Annotated in this window: 20 protein-coding genes; 8 read left to right on the forward strand and 12 right to left on the reverse strand. The window is 61.5% G+C overall.

Annotated elements, in window-relative coordinates; all coding sequences use genetic code 11:
- Positions 1-6 precede the first annotated feature (6 nt).
- Positions 7-1,188 (forward strand): amidohydrolase, encoded by a 1,182-nt coding sequence (locus R3O64_RS02605; RefSeq protein ID WP_101735878.1) that lies wholly within the window; start codon positions 7-9, stop codon positions 1,186-1,188.
- A 72-nt stretch (positions 1,189-1,260) separates the two neighbouring features.
- Positions 1,261-2,685, forward strand: coding sequence for an NAD(P)H-quinone dehydrogenase (locus R3O64_RS02610; RefSeq protein WP_070530636.1), 1,425 nt, complete (start codon positions 1,261-1,263; stop codon positions 2,683-2,685).
- A 35-nt stretch (positions 2,686-2,720) separates the two neighbouring features.
- Here R3O64_RS02610 and R3O64_RS02615 read toward each other — a convergent pair whose 3' ends face one another.
- Positions 2,721-2,798 carry an Ltp family lipoprotein gene (locus R3O64_RS02615; protein WP_227486149.1) on the reverse strand — a complete coding sequence of 26 codons (78 nt, stop codon included), beginning with the start codon at positions 2,796-2,798 and terminating at the stop codon, positions 2,721-2,723.
- Positions 2,799-2,931: 133 nt separating this feature from the next.
- Entirely contained in the window at positions 2,932-4,239 is a 1,308-nt protein-coding gene (locus R3O64_RS02620; protein ID WP_070530634.1) for a short-chain fatty acyl-CoA regulator family protein, read from the reverse strand.
- A 166-nt stretch (positions 4,240-4,405) separates the two neighbouring features.
- Between R3O64_RS02620 and prpD the strand changes: the two genes are divergently transcribed.
- The 4 genes from prpD (at position 4,406) to R3O64_RS02640 (ending at position 11,692) form a co-directional block, all read left to right on the forward strand.
- Positions 4,406-5,917: a 2-methylcitrate dehydratase PrpD gene (gene prpD / locus R3O64_RS02625; RefSeq protein WP_070530632.1), complete on the forward strand. Its 1,512-nt coding sequence runs from the start codon at positions 4,406-4,408 to the stop codon at positions 5,915-5,917.
- Entirely contained in the window at positions 5,918-6,850 is a 933-nt protein-coding gene (gene prpB / locus R3O64_RS02630) for a methylisocitrate lyase (RefSeq protein WP_070530630.1), read from the forward strand. It begins immediately after the preceding gene.
- 51 nt (positions 6,851-6,901) lie between these two features.
- Complete coding sequence (locus tag R3O64_RS02635; protein WP_070530628.1) at positions 6,902-8,050, forward strand: bifunctional 2-methylcitrate synthase/citrate synthase; 1,149 nt, start codon at positions 6,902-6,904, stop codon at positions 8,048-8,050.
- Positions 8,051-8,260: 210 nt separating this feature from the next.
- Positions 8,261-11,692 carry a pyruvate carboxylase gene (locus R3O64_RS02640; protein WP_339017225.1) on the forward strand — a complete coding sequence of 1,144 codons (3,432 nt, stop codon included), beginning with the start codon at positions 8,261-8,263 and terminating at the stop codon, positions 11,690-11,692.
- Positions 11,693-11,862: 170 nt separating this feature from the next.
- Here R3O64_RS02640 and R3O64_RS02645 read toward each other — a convergent pair whose 3' ends face one another.
- The 6 genes from R3O64_RS02645 to R3O64_RS02670 form a co-directional block, all read right to left on the reverse strand.
- Positions 11,863-13,326: a DDE-type integrase/transposase/recombinase gene (locus tag R3O64_RS02645; RefSeq protein ID WP_339016797.1), complete on the reverse strand. Its 1,464-nt coding sequence runs from the start codon at positions 13,324-13,326 to the stop codon at positions 11,863-11,865.
- A 201-nt stretch (positions 13,327-13,527) separates the two neighbouring features.
- On the reverse strand, positions 13,528-14,751 hold the full coding sequence (locus R3O64_RS02650) for an AAA family ATPase (protein ID WP_193629278.1): 1,224 nt from the start codon (positions 14,749-14,751) through the stop codon (positions 13,528-13,530).
- 79 nt (positions 14,752-14,830) lie between these two features.
- Positions 14,831-15,388, reverse strand: coding sequence for a GNAT family N-acetyltransferase (locus R3O64_RS02655; RefSeq protein ID WP_193629277.1), 558 nt, complete (start codon positions 15,386-15,388; stop codon positions 14,831-14,833).
- 32 nt (positions 15,389-15,420) lie between these two features.
- Positions 15,421-15,999, reverse strand: coding sequence for a hypothetical protein (locus tag R3O64_RS02660; RefSeq protein WP_257964725.1), 579 nt, complete (start codon positions 15,997-15,999; stop codon positions 15,421-15,423).
- Positions 16,000-16,305: 306 nt separating this feature from the next.
- Positions 16,306-18,078, reverse strand: coding sequence for a biotin carboxylase N-terminal domain-containing protein (locus R3O64_RS02665; protein ID WP_339017226.1), 1,773 nt, complete (start codon positions 18,076-18,078; stop codon positions 16,306-16,308).
- A gap of 141 nt (positions 18,079-18,219) precedes the next feature.
- The gene (locus tag R3O64_RS02670; RefSeq protein WP_339017227.1) at positions 18,220-19,080 is read right to left on the reverse strand and encodes a sulfurtransferase; all 861 of its coding nucleotides are present in this window, start codon (positions 19,078-19,080) and stop codon (positions 18,220-18,222) included.
- Positions 19,081-19,369: 289 nt separating this feature from the next.
- On the opposite strand from R3O64_RS02670, the gene R3O64_RS02675 reads away from it, so the two are divergent.
- Positions 19,370-20,428: a Cj0069 family protein gene (locus R3O64_RS02675; RefSeq protein WP_070531077.1), complete on the forward strand. Its 1,059-nt coding sequence runs from the start codon at positions 19,370-19,372 to the stop codon at positions 20,426-20,428.
- Between the two features lie 196 nt (positions 20,429-20,624).
- Positions 20,625-21,785: a DUF4282 domain-containing protein gene (locus R3O64_RS02680; RefSeq protein ID WP_339017228.1), complete on the forward strand. Its 1,161-nt coding sequence runs from the start codon at positions 20,625-20,627 to the stop codon at positions 21,783-21,785.
- Between the two features lie 301 nt (positions 21,786-22,086).
- Here the strand turns inward: R3O64_RS02680 and R3O64_RS02685 are convergent, their stop codons facing one another.
- From R3O64_RS02685 to R3O64_RS02700, 4 genes are all read right to left on the reverse strand, one after another.
- The gene (locus R3O64_RS02685) at positions 22,087-22,503 is read right to left on the reverse strand and encodes a DUF3151 domain-containing protein (protein WP_339017229.1); all 417 of its coding nucleotides are present in this window, start codon (positions 22,501-22,503) and stop codon (positions 22,087-22,089) included.
- Between the two features lie 119 nt (positions 22,504-22,622).
- A complete protein-coding gene (locus R3O64_RS02690; protein WP_339017230.1) occupies positions 22,623-23,219 on the reverse strand; it encodes a nucleoside triphosphate pyrophosphatase in 597 nt (198 codons plus the stop codon).
- Between the two features lie 4 nt (positions 23,220-23,223).
- Positions 23,224-23,418, reverse strand: coding sequence for an acyl-CoA carboxylase subunit epsilon (locus R3O64_RS02695; protein ID WP_070528100.1), 195 nt, complete (start codon positions 23,416-23,418; stop codon positions 23,224-23,226).
- 10 nt (positions 23,419-23,428) lie between these two features.
- Positions 23,429-24,760, reverse strand: a complete 1,332-nt coding sequence (locus tag R3O64_RS02700) for a carboxyl transferase domain-containing protein (protein WP_339017231.1) — start codon at positions 24,758-24,760, stop codon at positions 23,429-23,431.
- Positions 24,761-24,763: the final 3 nt, after the last annotated feature.

Raw genomic sequence — 24,763 nt, forward strand, 5'->3', positions numbered from 1 at the left:
GAAGCAGTGATCTCGGACTACGTCAGTGAGTGGTTCAGCAACCACCGCGCGGAGGTCATCGCGTGGCGCCGCCATATTCACCGCCACCCGGAGACCTCCAATAAGGAAGTAGAAACCACTCGCTTCCTGTCTCGCACCCTGCGTGAGTACGGTCTGGAGCCGCAGCTTTTCCCCGAAACCGGCCTCATGGTGGACATCGGCCCCGACACGGAACTCGGGCGCCTGGCCTTCCGCGCCGACATCGACGCGCTCCCAGTCACGGAGGTTACCGGCCTCGAGTACACCTCCGAGGTCCCCGGCGTCATGCATGCCTGCGGGCATGACATGCACACCACCATTGCGCTGGCCACGGCCTGTGCCTTGGCGGATCTCAACCACGAGCACCCGCTGGACTTCGGTGTCCGCGTCATCTTCCAACCCGCCGAAGAGGTCTGGGTAGGCGGCGCCACCGATGTCATCGAGTGGGGTGCGCTCGAGGGCGTGAATTCCATCTTTGCGGTCCACGTCGAGCCGAAGCTGCGCGTCGGGCGCATCGGCGTCCGCGCCGGGGCGATCACCTCCGCGACTGACGTCGTGGAAATCAACGTCTCCGGTCCGGGCGGGCACACGTCGCGCCCGCACTTGTCTGCGGACGTCGTCTATGCGCTGGGCAAGCTGCTGACGGACCTGCCGGGTTTGCTTTCGCGCCGCGTCGATCCACGCACTGGCACCGTCTTGGTCTTTGGTCAGGTGAATTCCGGCTATGCACCGAACGCGATTCCCGAGACCGGCTCGGTGTCTGGCACCATGCGCACGGCGGATATCGGGATTTGGCGTGAGATGCAATCGCTGTTCTCTGAGCTGGTGGAGCAGGTCCTAGCACCCTTGGGCGTGGAGCATGAGCTGGTCTATCACCGTGGGGTTCCGCCGGTGCTTAACGACGACGTCTCCACCGCTCTCCTCGCCAGCGCTGCCCAGGCCATCGACCCGCAAGCCGTGGTCCAAGCGCCGCAGTCCTCGGGCGGCGAGGACTTCTCCTGGTACTTGGAGAAGGTCCCCGGTTCCATGGCCCGCCTGGGTTGTTGGTCCGGCGAAGGCGAGCAGCACGATCTGCATATGGGTGATTTGGCCCCCGATGAGAGGGCTATCGGCGTGGGCGTCAAACTCTTCGGCTCCGTGGCGGAACAGTTTGCCAACGTGGAGGATTAGTTTCCTAACTACTACACTGTGACAAGGATTTCCCAGAGTTCTTATAGGCAGATTTTTCAAAAAGGAGCGACAGTGTCACAGGAAGCCCCCCGCATCGTAATTATCGGCGGCGGCCCCGCAGGCTATGAGGCTGCGACTGCCGGCGCCAAGTACGGCGCGCACATTACGTTGGTTGAGGAACAGGGCCCCGGTGGCTCCTCCGTTCTCTTGGACTGCGTCCCGTCGAAGTCCTTTATTGCCGGCGCCAACATCCGCACCGATTTCCGCCGCGCGGATGATATGGGCCTGAACCACCAGCTCGGCTCGCTGAAGCTGAGCCTGGAGGCGCTTAACGGCCGCGTGCAGGCGCTGGCCGGCAACCAGTCCCGCGACGTGCGCGCGGGCCTGGAGAAGATCGGCGTCAAGGTCATCGATGGCCGCGCCGCATTCTCCGAGGACCAACACGGCGTGAAGGGTGCCGCGCACAAGGTTGATGTCACCCACACTGATGGCACCACCGAGACCCTCGACGCGGACCTGGTCCTCGTTGCCACCGGTGCCACCCCGCGCATCTTGCCGGGCGCGCAGCCGGACGGCGAGCGCATCCTGACCTGGCAGCAGGTTTATGACCTCAAGGAGGAGCCGGAGCACCTCATCGTCGTCGGCTCCGGCGTGACCGGTGCCGAGTTCGTTTCCGCCTTCGCGGAGATGGGTGTGCGCGTGACCATGGTGGCTTCTCGCGACCGCATTCTGCCGCATGATGACGCCGATGCTGCCGACGTCCTCGAGACCGTCCTGGCTGAGCGCGGCGTGGAGCTGGAGAAGAACTGCCGCGTCGAAACGGTCTCCCGCACCGAGGACGGAAACGTCGTGGTCAAGACCCAGGATGGTCGCGAGATCCACGGCTCCCACGTCATCATGTCCATCGGTTCCATCCCGAATACGAAGAACCTGGGCCTCGAGCACGTTGGCGTGGCTACCACGAAGTCCGGTCACATCGAGGTTGACCGCGTTTCCCGCACCAACGTTGCCGGCATCTACGCCGCGGGTGACTGCTCCGACCTCTTCCCGCTGGCCTCCGTTGCCGCGATGCAGGGCCGCATCGCCATGTATCACTCCCTGGGTGAGGGCGTGTCCCCGCTGCGCTTGAAGACGGTTGCCACGGCCGTGTTTACCCGCCCAGAGATCGCTGCCGTGGGCTTTACCCAGGCAGAGATTGAGGCGGGCGAGGTTGCCGCGCGCACCATCACGATGCCGCTGAACACCAACCCGCGCGCCAAGATGCGCTCTCTGCAGCACGGTTTTGTCAAGCTCTTCTGCCGCGCCACCTCCGGCCGCGTTATCGGCGGCGTTATCGTCGCCCCGACCGCTTCCGAGCTCATCCTGCCCATCGCCGTGGCGGTAACCAACCAGCTCACCGTGAACCAGCTGGCGGATTCCTTCGCGGTCTACCCGTCGCTGTCCGGCACCATCACCGAGGCAGCCCGCCGCCTCGTTGCCCACGACGACCTCGAGTAGGCAGGCTCCAGCTCTGTTCTAGCTTCGGTTCGGTTTTATAAGCTCAGTGTGCTCACCGCATGCTGGGCTTCTTCCATGGTGAACCGCTCGCCGTAGTCGCTGGGGAGCTGCATAGGGGTTGGACATGAGAGAACCTCCTGCGTAGGTGAGAGACGAGAGCCCGGCGTGGTGCCGAACGAGTCTTATCTTGGCAAGCGGCCTGGACATTGCCGCAGGAAGTTCGAAAGCTTGGGCGGACTGTGGAAACTACGAGGTCGCGTAGGCCGAAACCGGAGTGGCATTGAGGTCGAGGCTGACGGAGCGCCCCGCCTGTGGGAAGGCGCGCTGCGGACAGGCCGGGCGTGGGCAGGCGGCGCAACCGGGGCCGATGGGGGTTGCCTCGGAAGGGGAGAGGTTGAGCGCATCGGCGTAAACCACGCGATCCGCCTGCGCGATATCGCAGCCCAGCCCCACGACGAATTCCTTGCGCGGTGTACCCCAGGCCTGAGCTTGGCCTTGGACGAAGCGCGCGATCCACAGGTAGGTGTGGTCATCGGGCATCGAGGCCACCTGGCGCGTGATGCGGTTTGGTGTTTCAAAAGCACGGTGGACCACCCACAACGGGCACGAGCCGCCGCTGCGTGCAAAGTGGAAAGCGGTGGAGGACTGGCGCTTGGAAATATTGCCCGCGCGGTCGGTTCGGATGAAGGAGAAAGGGACACCTTGGTGGTGGGGCCGCTGAAGCGTCGACAAGCGCTGCGCGGTGGTCTCGAAACCAGTGCCAAAGGATGCCGCGATCACATCAATGTCGTAGCGCGTCTCCTCCGCGGTGGTGAGGAGCTGCGTATAGGGCATGGTGACGGCCGCCGCGAAGTATTGGGCCAGTCCGTAGGTGCCGATGGAGCGGGCTTCGGCGCTGGGGAGTTCAGCCACGAGTTCCGCGCAGTGCTCTGGATAGGCCAGAAGACAGTACTGGAGCGCCATCTCGAAGACGAGCTGGGCTTCCGTGAGTCCTGCGCGCAGGTGCAGCTCGCGGTCGTGGAAGGTCCGTCGGCGCGGGGAGGCCGAGGAGAAACGTGTCGTAACACCGAACTCGTCCTGGAGGACTGAGGCCAAGCGCCCACGGCGCAGGACGCGGTCACCGAGGGAATCGGACAGCTCCTCGGCAGCTACGTCCAGGCTGTGAATGTAGTTGTGGGCGTCGTAGAAGAAGTCGCGGACCGCTTCGAAAGGGCCGGTTTCCGCGGGGGTGTGCGCGGCGGCGGCGACAAGCCGGGGGAGTAGCTCGGGGAAGCGCCCGCTTAAGTCGGTGAGTGTGGTGTCGGAGGCCTCGGGGAAGAGCTGACGCAGCTCGGCGAGCGCGCGCAGGTCGCGATCCCCCGCGAAGTAGGTGGCGTCAACGCCAAAGCGTTGCGTCAGCTGCATGAGGACGGTGACGGTGAGGGGGCGCTGGTCATTTTCCAGCTGGTTGAGATAGCTGGTGGACATCCCCAGTTGTTGTGCCATGGCCGCTTGGGTGAGTTTGCGTTCTTTGCGTAGTGCGTGGATTCTTGCCCCCGCGTAGTGCTTGCTCATTGTGTACGTCCTCCCAAAAAGCCGCCCCAACTGGTAATTACACAAGGTTTGCAAACAACGCAAAACCCTGCAACAGATAAACACAGTTTACACATGTGGCAGGCCACACGGGCGGGGGATAGTGTGATGGCTATCGCAGCCGTTGTTGTCTAGGAGGAAAACCCCGTTGATTAACCACGAAGTACGTACCCACAAGTCCGCCGAGAACTTCCCCATCGAAGAGCACCTGGCGTACAAGATTGCCAAGGTCGCAGCAGATCCCGTTGAGGTTCCGGCCGAGACCACCGAGATGATCATCAACCGCATCATCGATAACGCCTCCGTGGCCGTGGCCTCAGCCACCCGCCGCCCGGTGACCTCCGCCCGCGTCATCGCGCAGGCCCACCCGGCTCAAGAAGGCGGCGCCACCATCTTCGGCGTTGACGGCACCTACTCCGCCGAGTGGGCAGCCCTGGCCAACGGCACTGCCGTGCGCGAGCTGGACTACCACGACACCTTCCTCGCCGCCGAATACTCCCACCCGGGCGATAACATCCCGCCAATCCTGGCCGTGGCACAGCACAAGGGGCTGACCGGCAAGGAGCTCATCCGCGGTATCGCCACCGGCTACGAAGTCCAGGTCAACCTGGTCAAGGGCATCTGCCTTCACGAGTGGAAGATCGACCACGTGGCGCACCTCGGCCCCTCCGTCGCCGCGGGCATCGGCACCATGCTCGGCCTCGACGTCGACACCATCTACCAGGCCATCGGCCAGGCGCTACACACCACCACCGCCACCCGCCAGTCCCGCAAGGGCCTCATCTCCTCCTGGAAGGCCTATGCACCGGCGTTTGCCGGCAAGATGGGCATCGAAGCAGTAGACCGCTCCATGCGCGGCGAGGGTGCCCCGGCCCCGATTTGGGAAGGCGAGGACGGCTTCATTGCCTGGATGCTCCACTCCCCGGAGCGCACCTACACCGTCCCCCTCCCGGCTGAGGGCGAGGAAAAGCGCGCCATCCTGGACACCTACACCAAGGAGCACTCCGCGGAGTACCAGGCACAGGCCCCGATTGATATGGCCTTTGCCCTCAAGAAGACCTTGGCTGAGAAGGGCCTGAAGGTGGAGGACATTGAGTCCATCGTCCTGCACACCTCGCACCACACCCACTACGTCATCGGCACCGGCGCCAACGACCCGCAGAAGATGGACCCGAACGCCTCCCGCGAGACTCTGGATCACTCCATCATGTACATCTTCGCCGTGGCCCTGCAGGACGGCGAGTGGGACTACGAGACCTCCTACTCTGACGAGCGCAAGCACCGCCAGGACACCATCGACCTGTGGCACAAGATTTCCACCGTTGAGGACCCGGAGTGGACCCGCCGCTACCACTCCAACGACCTCAGCGAGAAGGCCTTCGGCGGCAAGGCCGTCATCACCTTCAAGGATGGCACCGTGATCGAGGACGAGCGCGCGGTGGCCGACGCCCACCCGCTCGGCGCCCGCCCCTTCGGCCGCGAGGAGTACATCAACAAGTTCAAGAAGCTCGCCGCCGGCAAGGTTTCGGAGGAGGAGCAGGAGCGCTTCCTCGCTGCCGCCCAGAACCTGGAAAACCTCACCGACCTGAGCGAGCTCAACGTTCGCCTCACCGACGAGGCTATCGCCACCGCACCCGAGACCCCGAAGGGACTGTTCTAAATGGCTGGCCTATTTGGCTCTACTATCAGCAATGCAGACAAGCGCAAGAGCTTCCGCGAGGCGCTGAACGCACCGGGAATCACCACGCTGCCGGGCGCCTTCAACCCGTTGACCGCGCGGCTCATCCAGGACATCGGCGGCTTCGGCGGCGTCTACGTCTCCGGCGCGGTGCTGGCTAATGATCTGGGCCTGCCGGACATTGGTCTCACCACCCTCACTGAGGTGGCGCAGCGCGCCGGGCACATTGCCCGCGCCACGGACCTGCCTGTGCTTGTCGACGCCGACACGGGCTTCGGCGAACCCATGTCCGCCGCCCGCACCGTCGCCGCGCTGGAGGACGCCGGCCTGGCCGGCTGCCACCTGGAGGACCAGGTTAACCCGAAGCGCTGCGGCCACCTCGATGGCAAGGAAGTGGTGCCGACGGATCTTATGGTTCGCCGCATTACCGCCGCCGTCAACGAGCGCCGCGATGAGAACTTCATCATCTGTGCCCGCACCGATGCCGCCGGCATCCACGGCATCGATGAAGCCATCGAGCGCGCCAAGGCCTACGCCGACGCCGGTGCGGACCTCATCTTCACTGAGGCCCTGTACTCGCCGGAGGACTTCGAAAAGTTCCGCGCCGCCGTGGATACCCCTCTGCTGGCCAACATGACCGAGTTCGGCAAGACCGAGCTGCTGTCCGCCAAGCGCATTGAGGAGCTGGGCTATAACGCCGTCATCTGGCCGGTGTCCACCCTGCGCGTGGCCATGGGCGCTACCGAAGAATTCCTCCGCGACATGCAGGAAACCGGCCTGCAATCCGAGGAATGGCTCGACCGCATGCAGCACCGCTCCCGCCTGTATGAGCTGGTGCGCTACGACGAGTACAACGCCTTCGACCAGAGCGTGTTCACCTACTCCAAGGACAGCTACAAGCCCACCTTCGACTAGGGCACACGGCCTGAAACTCACACTAGAACCCAATAAAAAGGAGAAAACACCATGTCTGAAACCCCAGAAATCCGCAAGGGCCTGTACGGCGTCGTCGTCGATGAGACCGCCGTGTCCAAGGTTGTCCCGGAGACCAACTCCCTGACCTACCGCGGCTACCCGGTCCAGGAGCTGGCACGCTACTGCTCCTTCGAGGAGGTTGCTTACCTGCTGTGGAACGGCGAGCTGCCGTCCCAGGATGAACTGGTCCGTTTCTCCGCTCGTGAGAAGGCGCTGCGCCACCTGGACCGCCACCTCATTGACCTGATCACCTCCATGCCGAAGTCTTGCCACCCGATGGACGTTCTGCGCACCGCAGTCTCCTTCATTGGTTCCCAGGATCCGGAGGAGTACACCAAGGATTCCGAGCACATCCGCCGCACCGCGCTGGAGCTCATGGCGAAGCTGCCGACCATCGTCGCCCTCGATATCCGCCGTCGCCGCGGTGAGGGCTACATCGAGCCTTCCCGCAAGAAGGGCTTTGCGGAGAACTTCCTGTGGATGGTCTTCGGTGAGGAGGAGGGCTCGCCGGCCCTGTCGCGCTCCGATATTGAGGCCTTTGATAAGTCCCTCATCCTCTACGCTGAGCACTCCTTCAACGCCTCCACCTTCGCTGCCCGCGTGGTGACCTCCACGATGTCCGATACCTACTCCGCCGTCACCGCCGCCATCGGCGCTCTCAAGGGCCCGCTGCACGGTGGTGCTAACGAGGCCGTGATGAAGAACTTCCTGGAGGTCGGTGACCCGGCCAAGGCAGAGGAGTGGACGCTCAACAAGCTCAAGAACAAGGAGCTCGTCATGGGCTTCGGTCACCGCGTGTACAAGAACGGTGACTCCCGTGTTCCGACCATGGAGGCTGCCTTCCGCGAGCTGGCCAAGGACCACGGCCAGGAGCAGTGGGTGGAGATGTACGAGAAGATGGCCAAGACCATGTACGAGAACACCTCCATCAAGATCCAGCCGAACCTGGACTTCCCGGCTGGCCCTGCGTACCACATCCTTGGTTTCGACATTGAGTTCTTCACCCCGATCTTCGTGATGGCCCGCATCACCGGCTGGACCGCACACATCGTGGAGCAGAACGAGAACAACTCCCTGATCCGCCCGCTGTCTGCCTACAACGGCAAGGAGCAGCGCTCCGTTCCGCCGAAGCAGATCTAGAAAAGCAAAGTTAGCTAATGCAGCATTAGCTAACGGAGAACTTAAAACCAGCGCACGAACTATTCTCTTCGTGCGCTGGTTTTAAGTCTTTGTCCGAGTCCCCTGCAGCGCGTGAATTTCTGTTGTTTGGTATACCGATTTTCGCCCGCGTTGTCGCCTCGGACACTATCCTTAAGTTCGTATTGTGCTTATCTGAAAGGATCACTCCCAGTGTCTGATACCGCCCACAAGTCCTTCTCTAAGATCTTGGTGGCCAACCGCGGTGAGATTGCCGTGCGCGCCTTCCGCGCTGCCTTTGAGGTCGGCTCCAAGACCGTTGCAATTTATCCAAAGGAAGACCGCAACTCCTTCCACCGCGCCTTTGCCAATGAGGCAGTGCGCATTGGTAACGAGGGCCAGCCGGTCAAGGCTTACCTCGACATCGATGAGGTCATTCGCGCCGCCAAGAAGTCCGGCGCGGATGCCATTTACCCTGGTTACGGCTTCCTGTCGGAGCGTGCCGATTTGGCGCGTGCTTGCCGTGACAACGGCATTAAGTTCATCGGTCCCACCCCGGAGACCTTGGACCTGACCGGTGATAAGGCCGCCGCGGTAGCCGCTGCCCAGGAGGCGGGGCTGCCGACTCTGAAGGACTCGAAGCCCTCGACGGACGTCGACAAGCTGGCGGAATATGCCAAGGACTTTAACTTCCCCGTCTTCGTGAAGGCAGTGGCCGGCGGTGGCGGCCGCGGTATGCGCTTCATCGAGAACGAGGCGGAGCTGAAGACCAAGTGTGCTGAGGCCTCCCGCGAGGCTGAGGCAGCCTTCGGCGATGGCAACGTTTACCTCGAGACCGCGGTGATTCGCCCGCAGCACATCGAGGTGCAGATTCTGGCTGACTCCCACGGCAACGTCTTGCACCTGTTTGAGCGTGACTGCTCCGTGCAGCGCCGTCACCAGAAGGTCGTCGAGATCGCCCCGGCACCCACGCTGGACCCGGAGCTGCGTGACCGCATCTGTGCAGACGCCGTGAAATTCTGCGAGCACATCAACTACGAAGGTGCGGGCACCGTCGAGTTCCTCGTCGATGAGAAGGGCAACCACGTCTTCATCGAGATGAACCCCCGCGTGCAGGTGGAGCACACCGTGACCGAGGAGGTTACGGGCGTGGACATCGTGAAGTCCCAGATGCAGATTGCGGCGGGCTTCTCCCTCGAGGAGTTGGGCCTGAAGCAGGAGGATATCCACATCACCGGCGCGGCGCTCCAGTGCCGCATCACCACCGAGGATCCCTCCAACGGCTTCCGCCCGGATACCGGCACGCTGACCCAGTACCGCTCGCCGGGCGGCGCAGGCGTGCGTCTCGACGGCGCAACGGCCGTCGGCGCTGAGGTCTCCCCGAACTTCGACTCCCTGCTGGTGAAGATGACCTGCCGTGGAGTCAACTTTGAGCAGGCCGTGGCACGTGCACAGCGCGCGCTCAACGAGTTCACGGTGGCCGGCGTGGCCACCAACATCGGCTTCCTGCGCGCCCTGCTGCGCGAGCCGGACTTCGTCAACACCCGCGTGGACACCAGCTTCATTCCGGAGCACCCGGACCTGCTCAAGGCTCCGCCAGCCGTGGATGAGTCTGGCCGCATCATTGATTACATCGCTGATGTAACCGTCAACAAGCCGAACGGCGAGCGCCCGACCACCCTGCGTCCCTTCGATAAGCTGCCGGATCTGGACTTTTCCTCCGAGCTGCCCCGCGGTTCCCGCGATGAGCTGTTGGAGCTGGGCCCGAAGAAGTGGGCGGAGAAGATCCGCAAGCAGGACGCTCTGGCCGTCACTGATACCACCTTCCGTGACGCCCACCAGTCCCTGCTGGCTACCCGCGTGCGCGGTACCGCGTTGGTCACCGCCGCTGAGGCCGTCGCCCGCATGACCCCGGAGCTGTACTCGGTGGAGGCATGGGGCGGTGCGACCTACGACGTCGCCATGCGCTTCCTCAAAGAAGACCCGTGGGTGCGCCTGGATCTGCTGCGTGAGGCCATGCCGAACCAGAACATCCAGATGCTCCTGCGCGGTCGCAACACCGTGGGCTACTCGCCGTACTCCAACGACGTGTGCACCGGTTTCGTGCAGGAGGCCGCCAAGTCCGGCGTGGATGTCTTCCGCATCTTCGACGCGCTGAACGACGTTACCCAGATGCGCCCGGCTATCGACGCCGTCCTGGAGACCAACACCACCGTGGCTGAGGTTGCCATGGCCTACTCCGGCGACATGTGCTCCCCGGATGAGAAGCTCTACACGCTGGACTACTACCTCAAGCTGGCCGAGGAAATCGTGAACACAGGCGCTCACGTCCTGGCTATCAAGGACATGGCGGGCCTGCTGCGCCCGGAGTCCGCATCCAAGCTGGTTATGGCTCTGCGCAAGGAGTTCGACCTGCCGGTTCACGTGCACACGCACGACACCGCAGGTGGCCAGTTGGCTACCTACTACGCGGCAGCGCTTTCTGGTGCCGACATCGTCGACGGTGCTTCCGCACCGCTGGCGGGCACCACCTCCCAGCCTTCGCTGTCCGCCATCATCGCGGCGTTCTCGAACTCCTCTCGTGACACCGGCATCTCGCTCAAGGCCGTCTCCGACCTTGAGCCGTACTGGGAGGCCGTGCGCCAGCTCTACCAGCCGTTCGAGAAGGGTATTCCTGGACCGACCGGCCGCGTCTACCGCCACGAGATTCCGGGTGGTCAGCTGTCCAACCTGCGCGCGCAGGCTACCGCGCTGGGCTTGGAGGACCGCTTCGAGATTATCGAGGACACCTACGCGGCAGTGAATGAGATGCTCGGCCGCCCGACCAAGGTGACCCCGTCCTCCAAGGTGGTCGGTGACCTCGCCCTGCACCTCGTGGGCGCTGGAGTAGACCCGGCTGACTTTGAGGCCGACCCGACCAAGTACGACATCCCGGATTCCGTCATCGCCTTCCTGCGCGGTGAGCTCGGCACGCCTCCGGGTGGTTGGCCGCCGCTGCGCGATAAGGTTCTGGAGGGCCGCGCGCCTGGCGACGTCACCGTCAAGCCCGTGCCGGAGGATGAGAAGAAGCACCTGGCTTCGGATGATTCCACCGAGCGCCGCGCTTCCCTCAACCGCCTGCTCTTCCCGAAGCAGTTCGAGGAGTTCAACGAGTTCCGCCGCACCTACGGCAACACCGAGGCGCTGACGGACACGGTCTTCTTCTACGGTCTGGAAGAAGGTAAGGACTACATTGTTCACCACTTCCCGGAGGGCTCCAACGACCGCGCGGATCTTAAGCCCATCACCGTGCGTCTTGACGCGATGGGTGAGCCGGACGAGAAGGGCATCCGCAACGTCGTGCTCAACGTCAACGGCCAGATCCGCCCGCTCAAGGTGCGCGACAACAACGTCGAGTCCACCGTCGCCACCGTGGAGAAGGCCGATCCGTCCAACGAGGGCCACGTGGCCGCACCGTTTGCCGGCGTGGTGAACCCGACCGCCAAGCCTGGCGACGAGGTCAAGGCCGGCGACCAGATCGCCGTCATCGAGGCCATGAAGATGGAAGCCTCCATCTCCGCCACCAAGGATGGCACCATCGAGCGCGTCGCCATTGGCGCCGCCACCAAGGTGGAGGGCGGCGACCTCATCGCCGTTATCAGCTAGAAAAAGCCGCTAAACCCTCCTGCTTAGATAGGGCATCTAAGCAGGAGGGTTTACTTCTCTGCTTTAACCTGACTTAGGTCAATTTTGTTATGTCCATAGGGTTTTTGGACATGGAGTCCGGTGTCTTTTTGGACACGGAATCCGTGGAGTTCTTGGACACTTCTAGCGGTTTATGGTTGTTGCCTGCGTTTGGGCCGGGGTTTGGATAGTTTCGGGTTCATCCGTGGTGGTTGGCGGTGTTTCATTCCTTCAACGAGGTTGATGTTGATCTGGCCACCTGGTGGCCTGTGGCTCAACGTGATCGGCAGTGGCACGCTGAAGAGGAATTCACCGTCATGGGCCGTGTAGAACTCCGCAACGTTATCGGCTGTGACTGTGGAGTAGAGTCTGCGGTTTTTAAACCTCAGACCAATGTAAAGACCGAATCCGCACACACGTACAACCCCACCTTTGCTCACGCAGAGCTGGTCTGGGATGCCCCAATGGTTTGTTGATTGTGTCGTCAGCGCCGTTAGTGTTGGGGTATCGGTGGGAGGTATGCCTTGCAAAGCTGCCATGTCATCGGTGCAGGCCTCGTGGGAAGTTGCCGCTTCCGCGGGGCCGTTTAGCATTTCGGATACTGCTTGTGGGTTGTGTGCTTGGTTATAGGCGACTATGCGGGCCCAGACCTGCTCGGGATCGAGTGGATGCTGAGGTGATGGTGCTTTGGGGAAGGTATCGAAAGCTTGGCGTGGGGTGATGTGCATTTTGCCGATAAGCAGTGATTGGTGCCGTCGTCGTTCGTTGTAGACCTGGCGGTATTCAGCCAGATATGTGTTGACCTCAGCAAGGCTGACTGGGTGGCGTGCATCGAGGAACTGGGTCAACGTGCGGTGAGAGCGCTCGTCTTTTCCCTGGGTTGTCGGGGCGAAACCAGCAATAGCAAGAACACCTTGGCTGGCGAGCCAGGTTTCAGTAGCAGAGAGAAAGCCACGGTGGTAGGTGGCGAACGCATCGCCATTGTCGGAAAGGATTTCTTGAGGTTTGCCGTAGGCAGCGAACGCTGCGGCCAGTACGGCGCGTGCGTCAGTACCGTTTTCTGGCAGGGCGAACGCTGTGGTTCCGACATCGAATCTGCTGGCATCATCGATAATCTGGTAAATCGTGACATGTGTGTGGGCATGGTCAAAGAGGCGATAGACCAGTCCATCGATTTGCCAGAGTTCACCGACGCGATCACGGGCGAAGCGCTTATAGGAGCTGCGTGGCCGTTTGCGGGCATTGGCATCAACAAACCCCAGTTCATGCAGCCACGAGGCGATTGTAGAACGCGATGGGGTGTAATCTGCGCCTACAGTGTCGAACAAAAAGTAGTAGATCGACCAAGGCCCATAATCCAAGCCTTGCTCCATTAACTGTTGTCTGGCGTGGACGACTGCGATTTTATCGGCCTCGTCAAACTTCTTAATCGGATTCTTCGGGGCAGTCGAATCGGGCACAATACCTGCGCGACCCTTCTGCGCTATCCGGTGTTTGATGTTGTGGTACGTCTGCCGCGAGATTCCTAATTCTTTGCAAAACTGTGTGACCGTCTTGCCGTCACGAACGGGATCGAAATCTGCGACCTTTCTACGCTTATGCAATGGAATAGCCATCCGGCTATTCCACCGCCGCAAACGTCCAAAAAGCCACTAGACATCCCGTCCAAAAACATCCTGGACTCCGTGTCCAAAAAGTCGCTAGACATCACAGACTTAGGTCAATTTAGTGCGGAACAATCCCACCTCACCGCCGAAAACCGCTAAGTAGCAGTGTCAAGAATGACGTTGCGCTCCTACCCATGACCTAAGTCGGTCTTAAGGGGCTAGGTCTTGTCCGGCTAGGAACGCAAGGCCATCGACCCACTGGACGTGGCCTGTCGGCGGTGGAAATCGGTCTAGTGTGATGAGTATGCAGCGTGAGCCAGCAGGAGTATGCGCGAAAGGGGCTAATTCGCGTTCCAGAGTAGAAGGTTCTGAGGTGGCGTAAGCTACCTGCACGTAAAAGGTGTCATCCCCACGAGTTGCGATGAAATCTATTTCCCCGTCTGGGACTGAGCCAGTGGACACCTCATAATCTCGGCGAAGAAGCTCGAGAAACACCATATTCTCAAGGTCGTGGCCTAGGTTGAAATCACGGGAGCCAAGTACGGCATTACGTAATCCTGGATCCACGAAGTAGTACTTACCGTTGCTTCGCAGCCATTGTTTTCCCTTCGTGTCACGGCTACGACAGCGGTATAGCAGGTGGGCGTCCTCCATCAGCTCGAGGTAGCGGTCGATGGTTTCAGAAGAGCTAGCGTATCCATCTGCTTTAAGGACTCCCCGGATTCGGCGGGTGGATAGTTCTGAACCAGAATTATCGAAGATGAATTGAGCAAGCCGTAGGAACGTCGACGTATCACGGATTTGGCCACGAAGAGCGATGTCTCGGGTAAAAATTGAATCGAAAAGTGCCCGATTGAAATCTGAGGCAACTCCGACATCGTTTGCCAACACGCTTGCAGGGAACCCACCGATTCGCATCCACGCCGAAAAGTCTTCGGCAGTCGGAATCACTGGCGGTGACTTTTCACGATGGGCGAAGGCAGTGAACTCGCTCAATGACAAGGGGAGCATTCGAAGCTCTATGTAGCGGCCGGCAAGATATGTAAGGGATTCGCCAGCAAACATAGAGGCATTCGAACCAGTGAGAGTGATTTCGAGCTCATCATTGAGTCTTAGCGAGTTAATGATTCGTGCCCAGTCTTCGAGCTCTTGCACTTCGTCGACATGGAGATAGCGAAGCCCTTGGTCTAGGGCTTCTTCGACGAAAGCGTGAAAGGCATGCGGCTCACGGAGCCGATCATTACGCGCGTCCTCAAAATTGATGACGAGAATGTCCTCAGCAGGCACTCCCGAGTTGAGGAGGTCCTGTCGATATAAGGAAAGCAGTGCGGACTTTCCGCAGCGACGTACGCCCGTGACTATACGGACAAGGTCGCGATCCTCGATCGCGTGCAATTTTGCAAGATAGTTTGGGCGAGGAATGAGGTCAGCCATGGTGTCGAGTATAGTCGACACTTTTAGAAGAAACCGAGGTAGTGTCGAGTATAGTCGACACCTTTTGTCGGTTTGCGTACTAGAAGCGCTTGAGCATCACGTGAGCATCCGGGCGGCCGGGCACGTCGATGTCGACGAAGCCTTCGGATTCATACAGCTTGCGGGCGCCGGTATTCTCTGGCTCAATCCACAGCGATACGGCGGGAGCCTGCTGCGCCTCGGCGAGGTCGCAGGTGTTGCGCAGGAGGCGTCGTCCAGCGCCGAGGCCCCTGTAGCGGGACTCCACAGCAATGAAGAGCTCGGGGATTTCCTCCGGATCTAGGTCGGTGGCCCACTGGGACTCATCAAAAGGATCGGCCTCGGGGTTGCCGGTGTAGGCGGCGCCCTTCGCTTCAGTGGTGTAGTAGCGCAGCCACGCACCACCGACGGGAACGCGGTGGCTGGAGACTGCGATGACGCCGCCGTCGACGTGCGGGGACCATTCGTCGATGTACAATCCCACGTCAGGCGTGTGAAAATCCCCGATATGGGCGTCCTCGTCACCGAGGACATCGGCGAGGAAAAGGAGGCGGGAGAGGTAGGTACGGTCGTGCTCCTTGGCCAACCGTACGCCGAACTCGGAATCGTTAACGCTCATGCCTTTCGAGGCTACTTGATCTCTGAATTTAGCTACTCACAGAGTGGCTCGAGGGGCGTTGGTGGATTCTCTATGGTCCGGAGAAGAGTACTCGTGGCGGTGGTGTGACGTGTAACTCGCGGGTTCAGTAACTCCTCGACTTTCAAGATCGAGCGGAAGGCGTGAATGGCCTCCCTGCGACGTCGTGAGCTTATGAATGGCTCATTGTGGGCCGCACGGTTTCTGACACGATTGATTAGCGCTAGATGTTGTTCGACTTCCTTGCGGCGTGTGTGCGGCTCAAATGCCTTGTGCAGCGCAGGAATCCACAACAATTGCTTATGAGCTGCGTCTGTTAAGTGGCGCCAGAATCCAAAGGGGAGCTCGGCGACTAAAGCTCCTGGACTGACATGCTTCGTATGATTGCGTCGCAGAGCTTCCGCTATTGATTGCCGGTTCTTATCGTTCGAATCTATTTGTACTCCGTCGCGCATTCGGTGGAGAGGCGCATTCACTGGTGACTTGGGATCTATAAGCCAATGCTGGTCCCCCAGCCACCACCGTTCCAAAACAGTGTTATAAGAGTTTCTGAGCAGTACTTCGGCGTGTGAGGCGTCGTGAAGAAATGCCATCGCGACGCTGATGTTCCATTCATATAGTGCTAATGCAGCTTCGCCGTCTTGATGGGGCAGCACGAAGAAATGGCTCCCAACGCGGTGTTGAGAGCCATCGCGTAATCCACTGGCTATCCTGATGCGCCACTACTGCATCCCCCCGGAGCGACAAGTCAGCACCCCGGTAAGTAGTACTCAGCAGGTCAGTGACCCAGAGCAGAGCTCCACCGGGGTATCACGTCATAGAGTACTTAACTGTGCTAATCGAGGCAAGGCTTCTAGCAGTTTTGTACTGCTCTCTGCCGGCAGGGAAGCGTTAGCGGACTACTTGATCTCCAGAATCGGCTCGCCCTTGTTGATCTGCGTGCCGGTGGACACCTTGAGGTCGGTCACGGTGCCGGACTTGTGGGCCTTGACGGGGTTTTCCATCTTCATGGCCTCGAGGACGACGACGACCTCACCCTCTTCTACTTCCTGGCCTTCTTCGACGGCGACCTTGATGACGCTGCCCTGCATCGGTGCGGTCACGGCGTCACCGGACACGTTGGCTGCTGCGCCTTTACCACGGCGCTTCTTCGACTTCTTGCGCTTGGTGCCGCCACCCAAGAGCAAGTTGCCCGGCAGGGCCACCTCGATGCGGCGGCCGCCAACCTCGACGACGAACTTCTGGGATGCTTCCTGGTCCTCATCCTCAGGTGCTTCGGCGGTGTCGGTGTATTCGGGCAGCTCGTTGACCCACTCTTCCTCGATCCACTTGGTGTAGACCGTGAAGTTGCCGTCCTCGGCGGTGAAGGCAGGATCGGTGAGGATTGCCTGGTGGAAGGGGATAACCGTGGGCAGGCCTTCGATGCGGTACTCGGACAGCGCGCGGCGTGCGCGCGCGAGGGCGGTCTCGCGGTCCGGGCCCCAGACGATGAGCTTGGCCAGCATGGAATCGAACTGGCCGCCGATGACGGAACCTTCGCGCACGCCGGAATCCATACGCACGCCCGGGCCGGAAGGCTCGGAGTAGGAGACGATGGTTCCAGGAGCCGGCATGAAGCCCGCAGCGGCGTCCTCGCCGTTGATGCGGAACTCGAAGGCGTGGCCGTGCGGGGTCGGATCCTCGGAGATGGAAAGCTCGCGGCCCTCGGCGATGCGGAACTGCTCGCGAACGAGGTCGTAGCCGGTGGTCTCTTCGGTAACGGGGTGCTCCACCTGGAGGCGCGTGTTGACCTCGAGGAAGGAGATGAGTCCATCCGCACCCACAAGGTACTCCACCGTACCGGCGCCGTAGTATCCGGCCTCGCGGCAGATGCGCTTTGCGGATTCATGGATGGAGGCGCGCTGCTCATCGGTGAGGAAGGGGGCAGGGGCCTCTTCGACGAGCTTCTGGAAGCGGCGCTGTAGGGAGCAGTCGCGGGTGCCCATGACGACGACGTTGCCGTGCTGGTCAGCCAGGACCTGCGCCTCGACGTGGCGGGCCTTATCCAGGTAGCGCTCGACGAAGCACTCGCCGCGGCCGAAGGCTGCGGTGGCCTCGCGGGTGGCGGACTCGTAGAGGTCCTTGATCTCCTCGCGGGTGTGAGCGACCTTCATGCCGCGGCCACCGCCGCCGAAGGCAGCCTTGATGGCAACGGGCAGGCCGTGCTCGTCGGCGAAGGCCTCGACCTCTTCGGCGCTGGCGACGGGATCCTTGGTACCCGGTGCCATGGGCGCGTCGGCACGCTCGGCAATGTGGCGGGCGGTGACCTTGTCCCCCAAGTCCGCAATCGATTGCGGCGAGGGGCCGATCCAGATCAAGCCGGCGTCGATGACGGCCTGGGCAAAGTCGGCGTTCTCGGAGAGGAAGCCATAGCCGGGGTGGATGGCGTCGGCGCCGGATTTGGAGGCGGCGTCGAGAATCTTGCTGATATCGAGGTAGGACTCAGCGGAGTTTTGGCCGCCGAGTGCAAAGGCTTCGTCGGCAAGCGTGACGAATGGGGCGTCAGCATCGGGCTCGGCATAAACCGCTACGGATGCGATGTCGGCATCGCGAGCCGCACGGATGACGCGGACCGCAATCTCACCGCGGTTGGCCACGAGGACCTTGGTGATGTTCTTGGTTTCAACTGCCACGGCAGGAACCCTCCTCCAATTTTTCTGATAGGACTGCGTACTATTCTTGCACACCAAAACATGAGGATACCGTCACGTCTTGGTTTCGTGTCAAAAAATAAACCCGCACCAGCGAGGATGCGGGCTTATTTCGGCGTGTTGCTAGCGTTCAACGGGCATGCGAACCATGTTGCCCCACTCTGCCCACGAGCCATCGTAGACGCGCGGGTTGTCGAAGCCGAGCAGGTACTTCAGCACAAACCAGGTGTGTGCGGCCTGAGCGCCGACATGCGAGTAAAGGACGGTTTCCGTTGCGGGCTCTAGCTCGCCATAGTTGACCTTGAGCTCGCTGAGTACACGGAAGCAGCCGTTGGGGTAGACCGCGCGATCCCATTCCAAGTTGATGGCCCCGGGAATATGGCCGTGCGTCAAGGTGGTGCCGTAGGCGGACTCGCCGGTTCCGTTCTTGAAGGCGGCTTCGCCGCAGAACTCGTCTGGGCTGCGGGTGTCGACAACGGTGGCGGTGGAGCCGCGCAGCTCATCGACAAAGATGCGGGAGGATTCTTCGCGGGAAACCTCCGGGTAAGAGGACGCGGATGGTTCGGGGACCATGAAAGAGGTATCGCGTTCCTCGGACATCCAGGCGTCCCGGCCACCGTCGAGAAGCCGCACGTCCTCGTGGCCGTACAGCTCAAAGATCCACAGGGCGAATGCAGCCCACCAGTTGGACTTATCGCCGTACAGGATGACGGTGTCATCGCGCTCGATGCCCTTCGAGCGAAGGAGGGCTGTGAAGTCTTCGGCGCTGATGATGTCCCTCGTCGTGCTATCGAGCAGTTCCGTCTGGACGTTGATACGGATAGCGGTGGGGATGTGGCCGATATCGTAGAGGAGTGAATCCTCATCGACCTCGATCACGTGGAGGCCGTTAATGCCCAGTCGCGCGGATAACCACGGTGCGGACACGAGACGCTCGGGGTGCGCGTATTCCTGGAAAGGGGGATTCGGGTCGAATTCGGCCACGGTCCACCTGCCTTTCTCGTTAAGGGGGAACGTTCGCTTCAACTCTAGCGTGCTTGGCCAACTAGTGGTCACGGGGGAGAGCCTTTTGTGGTGTTGGATACATTTCTTGAGAGGGTAGTGCTGCTTCGCACTTACTGGTTATAACAAGTATGCAGGTCAGGGGCTGAAAAGTGCGCTAAGCTCGCTTTTTAACCTTTTGTTGGGCTGATTCTGTAGGGGAGCGCGCAGGCCAAACCTGGGTTATTTTAAGTAGTGACACTCATCAACCCCCTAGCGAAAGGGAATTACTGTGCACAAGGCAATCGTCGTCTTCGAGGTTGAGGGCGGATCAGACAAGCAGATCAACGGACACCGTAAGGACACCATGCCAATCGTCGACTGCATCAAGGATGCAGGCTGGCATGCAGAGGTCGTGTTCTACCGCCCTGAGTGGTCCGAGAAGCTCTTCGAGTATGTATCCGAGAACTTTGATGCCTACATCTCCCGCGTGAACCCGGGCAACATCCCGGGCGGTGAAAAGGGCTACTTTGACCTGCTCTCCAAGCTGTCCGACGCTGGCCTGGTCGGCATGTCCACCCCGTACGAGATGATGGCCTACGGCGCCAAGGATGCCCTGGTCAAGCTCAACGACACCGACCTGGTCCCGTCCGATACCGCCGCCTACTACGACGTCGAGTCTTTCCACAACACCTTCCCGACCTCCCTGTCCTACGGCGAGCGCGTGCTTAAGCAGAACCGCGGCTCCACCGGCTCCGGCATCTGGCGCGTGCGCCTTGCCGACGAGAAGCTGGCCGAGTCCGTCGAGCCGGGTACGGCTTTGCCGCTCGACACCAAGATCAAGTGCACCGAGGCTGTGGACAACCACACCGAGGAGCGCGAGCTGGGCGAGTTCATGGACTTCTGCGATCAGTACATCGTGGGTGACAACGGCATGCTCGTGGACATGCGCTTCATGCCGCGCATCGTCGAGGGTGAGATTCGTATTCTTCTCGTGGGCCCGGACCCAGTCTTCGTGGTGCACAAGAAGCCGGCCGAGGGCGGCGACGCCTTCTCCGCCACCCTGTTCTCCGGCGCCAAGTACACCTACCAAAAGCCGGAGGAGTGGCAGGAGCTCGTCGATATGTTCGCTGACGTCCGCCCGGTCATCGCAGAGAAGCTCGGCGGTGACAACATCCCGCTGATCTGGACCGCGGACTTCATGCTGGCTGACGGCGAAAACGGCGAAGATACTTACGTCCTTGGTGAGATCAACTGCTCCTGCGTGGGCTTCACCTCTGAGTTGGACATGGGCATTCAGGAGAAGGTGGCTGCTGAGGCCATCAAGCGCGTGGAGGCCAAGCACGCTTAAGCGTTTTATTTCGCACTAATCCTGTCGAGTTTCCCCTGCCGTGGCGGGGGAAACTGTCGTTTTCTGAGGTGTATTCGCCTAACTCGCGCTGCCGGTGAGCAAGATCTCAGGTACGTTCGGTGGGGTAAAAAATTTATGACAGTATCGTGCTGTAGCGCACTGCGAAAATCAATGATTCTTCGAAAGGTCTAAAACTATGACGAACCCCAACCAGTTTGGTGAGAACGGCGACAAGAGCGATAACAACGCTGGCGACTACAACGCTCACGGTTCCCACAGCGACAACGCTGGGAACAACAGCTTCGGTAGCTTTGGCGGCTACGGTAGCTCTCAGTCCGGCAGCGGTAATTCTGCTTCTGGGTGGAACAGCCAGGGACAGAACTCCAACTTCGGCTGGGGCGGCCAGGCCGGCTACGGCGATTACTCCGAGAGCTCCGCTGAGACCTCCTCGTTCGGAAGTGCGTCTTCCCAGAATTCGCAGCCGGAGTCTGAAGGTGAGGCCAAGGACAGCACTTTTGGCTCCAGCTTTGCTGCGTCTGAGTCTGCCTCTGGTTCTGCCAACGCGGAGTCAGCTGACCGCAAGTCTGAAAACCATGATACCCGCGCTAACCATGACTCTTTTGGCGCCTCCTACGCTTCCTACAACTCCGATAGCAGTGCTGGTGCCGAGCACTCCGCTGAGTCGACGAACTCGAATCAGGGCTACGGCAACCACGGTTACGGCAACAGCGGCTTTGGCAACGACGGCTTTGGCGGCACTGCGCAGGCAGAACCCAACCAGAGCCAGGGTTTTGGGCAGCAGTCTGGTGATGGCTTCGGCTCCCCGGCTTCTCACTCCAACTCCACGTCCGGCTTTGGTAGCTACCAGCAGCAAGGCTTCGGCGCGCAGGAGCAGCAAGGCTTCGGCTCCCAGGGCCAGCAGGGCTTCGGGGCACAGGAGCAGCAGGGATTCGGCCAGCAGAACTCGCCCTTTGCTGCCTCTCCGCAGAACAATCAGTACCCGCAGCAGGCCGCACAGAACGGTGGTTCTTCTAAGAGCACGGGCTTCTTCAAGGCGCTGTTTGATTTCTCCTTCAGCAGCTTTGTCACCCTGAAGTTCTCCTCCTTCATCTACATGCTGCTCGTCATTTTGTCAGCAGTCTGCTGGGTAGGAGCGATCCTCTTCTCCTTCGCGTTTTTCGCTGAGGGCTTTGGCATCGGAATCGTCGCGTTCCTCGGTGCCGTGATCGGCGGTGGAATCGCGTTCCTTCTCTATGTCATCCAATTCCGTTTGATCCTGGAGTTCTTCGTGGCGAACATCCGCACCGCGCAGAACACCGGTGATCTTGTTGCTAAGGCAGACGGCGACAAGGCTTAATCGCATACCAATCCCTGCGCTGCTTTAGAGCAGACAGACTAATCCCGCGGCCTCACTATTCGAGGTCCGCGGGATTTTTGTACGTAACGTGCCGTGCCAGTCTGAGAGGGGCGCTAGCTGCCACGGATGGACCCAGTCATATGGTTCGGGCCAGAAGGTTTATGTGCCCCCAAACAAACCTTCTTTGGGCACCTGGATGGTTCACCTGCCCCCAGCTAAACCTTTTGAGTAGAACCAGTTGACTAGAACCACGTGGCGGGCCGGGGGAGGCGGGCCAGCGCGCAACGGCGCTACTGGCTGCTTAGTCCAGCAGCGTGGCGACGGACTCGGGGTCGGCGTCGGAAAGCATCTGACGGATGCGGTCATACTCCGCGTCCTCACCGATAGCCTTCGCGGCATGGCCCAGTGCGGCAATGGCACGCAGCACGCCCTGGTTGGGCTCGTGGGAGAAGGGGACAGGGCCCCATCCCTTCCACCCATTGCCGCGCAGGCGGTCGAGGCTGCGGTGGTAGCCGGTGCGCGCATAGGCGTAGGCGGTGATGAAAGCGGTGGGCGCAGCGCCCTTGTGCTTGTCTAGTTCTTGCTCCGCCAGCAGCGCCCACAGCAGCGGGGAATCCGGGTGGGCGACAATTCCCGCGGTGAGATCGGAGGTGCTGTTAGCACCCGGATCGGCCGGCAGCTTGATGGGCGGGGGAGCGAGCATATCTTTCATTTCCATGCCGCCCCACTCTAGCCATGTGGCAGCGAGGGGGCGAACCTAGAAAGGTTCGCCCGCAGCTGGATGGATTCACCCGCAGCTGGATGGATTCACCCGCAACTAGAAAAGCTCGCCCCGAATTAGGACTGGGCCCAGAAGTCGGAAACGTTGAGCCCAAAGGAATACAGAGCGCGGCGCAGCACCGGCAGCGAAAGGCCGATGACGGAGGAAGGATCGCCCTCAATGCGGTCGATGAACCAGCCGCCGAGGGCTTCCAAGGTAAAGGCGCCGGCGCATTCCAGCGGCTCGCCGGTGCGGGCGTAGGCCTCGATATCGGCGTCCGAGGCCTGGGCAAAGTGCACCGTCGTGCGCGAGGCCTCCACGAAGCGTGCGTCGCCGCGCAGCACGCAGTGGCCGGTGATGAGCTCCGCGGCGCGTCCTGCCTGCGCGTGCCAGCGCTCTACGGTGGCCTCGGGGGTGTGGGGTTTGCCTTGGAGGGAGCCGTCGAGAAGCAGCATGGAATCCCCGCCCACCACGACGTCCTCGGGATAGTCCGGGGCAATGGCCTCTGCCTTGGCCGTGGCGAGGGCGCAGACGATCTCGGCGGGCTCAGCACCCGCCAGGCGCTCCTCGATGGCCCGCTCATCCACGTGGGCCGGGGCGATGACGGGTTCCACGCCCGCACCCCGCAGGATGGACAGGCGGGACGGAGACTGGGAAGCCAGAACCAGGCGCATGTGCTTAGTAGTAGCGGACGTTGCGGAAGGCGGACGGGTTGAACACGTCACCCGGCTGGCCCCACAGGTCGCGCTCGGAGCGGGTATCGGCGGCCTTGGCACGCGCCTCAGAGTCGAGCTGGCTGAGCACCGTGGTCAGAGCCGCCACCTCAGCGTCGGTGGGGTTGCCGTTGAGAACGGTAAACAGGGAAGCGGTCATAAAGAAACCTCTACAAAACGATATTGCCGTGCTTCTTCGGCAGAGTCGGAATAATCTTGCGATCCAGCAGACGCAGGCCCTCAATGAGGGAACCGCGCGTGGCTGCCGGGGTAATAACGGAATCGACGAGTCCACGCTCAGCGGCCTGGTACGGGGTGAGGTAGGCGGCAGCCTCCTCCTCACTCAGCTCCAGCTCGGCGGCCAGTTCAGGGGCATCGGCCACGGCGATCTCGGCCGTCGGCCACGCATAGGACAGGTCCGCACCGAGCTCCTTGGAGCCGAAAGCGATGTAGCCGGTGCCGTGCGCGCGGCGCACAATGACGCTGATCTTGCCCACGCTTGCCGCAGCATAAGCATGCACGAGCTTGGCCAACGCTGCCTTCTCCACATCCAAAGCCGGGGAGTCGACGAACTCGACGATGGGGGTGTTGAAGGCATCGCACAGGCGAATGAAACGGGCGGCCTTGGCGGCGGCTGCGGCATCGAGGGAGTCACGGTTGGCGATGATGCCGACCGTGCGTCCCTCCACGCGGCCGAAGCCGGTGAAGACCCCGCGCACCCGGGCGCCGAGCTCGAAGACATCCTCACAGGTGGCGGTGACTACGTCGGCGAGATCGACGGTGCCGTCATCGCCGACGAGGGTATCGAGCGCGTGGTCGGCCTCGCTGATGTTGTCTTCCACCGAACCCGCAACGATGGTGGCCTCGGTGCGGGGCGCGGCGGCACGGTTATTGGAGGGCAGATAGGAGAGCACGCGCTTGGCGACGCTCACCTCGTGCTCCCCGTCCGCCTGCACGTCGCCGTCGGGGGCGATGACGACATCGGACAGAGCGGCCACGAGCGAGGCCTCCTTGGACTCCGCGTAAACCGCCGTGATCTGCGGGATGAGGCCGGAGGCGGTGGTGGCGCGGGCGAGGATGCGGGCCTGCATGGCGGAGGAGACGATGCCCTCCTGGGCGCGGGGCTTATCGCTGGCAACGAGCGCGACGATGGGCACGCCGGTCTTAATGGCCAGGTCGTAGAGCTTGGTGACCTTTTCGCCATAGACCTCGCCCATGGTGCCGTCGAACAGCGAGGCGTCCTGCGCATAGGCGCAGACCTTGCGGCCATCGACGGTGCCGAAGCCGGTGACGACACCATCGGTGTAGGGGCGGATGTGCTCGCGGCCGAACTCGGTGGAGCGGTGGCGAGCAAGGGCGTCGGTCTCCACGAAGGAGCCGGCGTCAAAGAGCGCCTCGATGGCGCTGCGGGCTGCCGGGACTTCTCCCTGCGGCGCCCGGGACTCGGTGAGCTTGGCGCTCAGGTCCTCGATCTTGCCAGCGGTCGTCTTCAAGTCAGTCATGGA

The organism is Corynebacterium hesseae (genome assembly GCF_037850265.1).
Lineage (GTDB): Bacteria > Actinomycetota > Actinomycetes > Mycobacteriales > Mycobacteriaceae > Corynebacterium > Corynebacterium hesseae.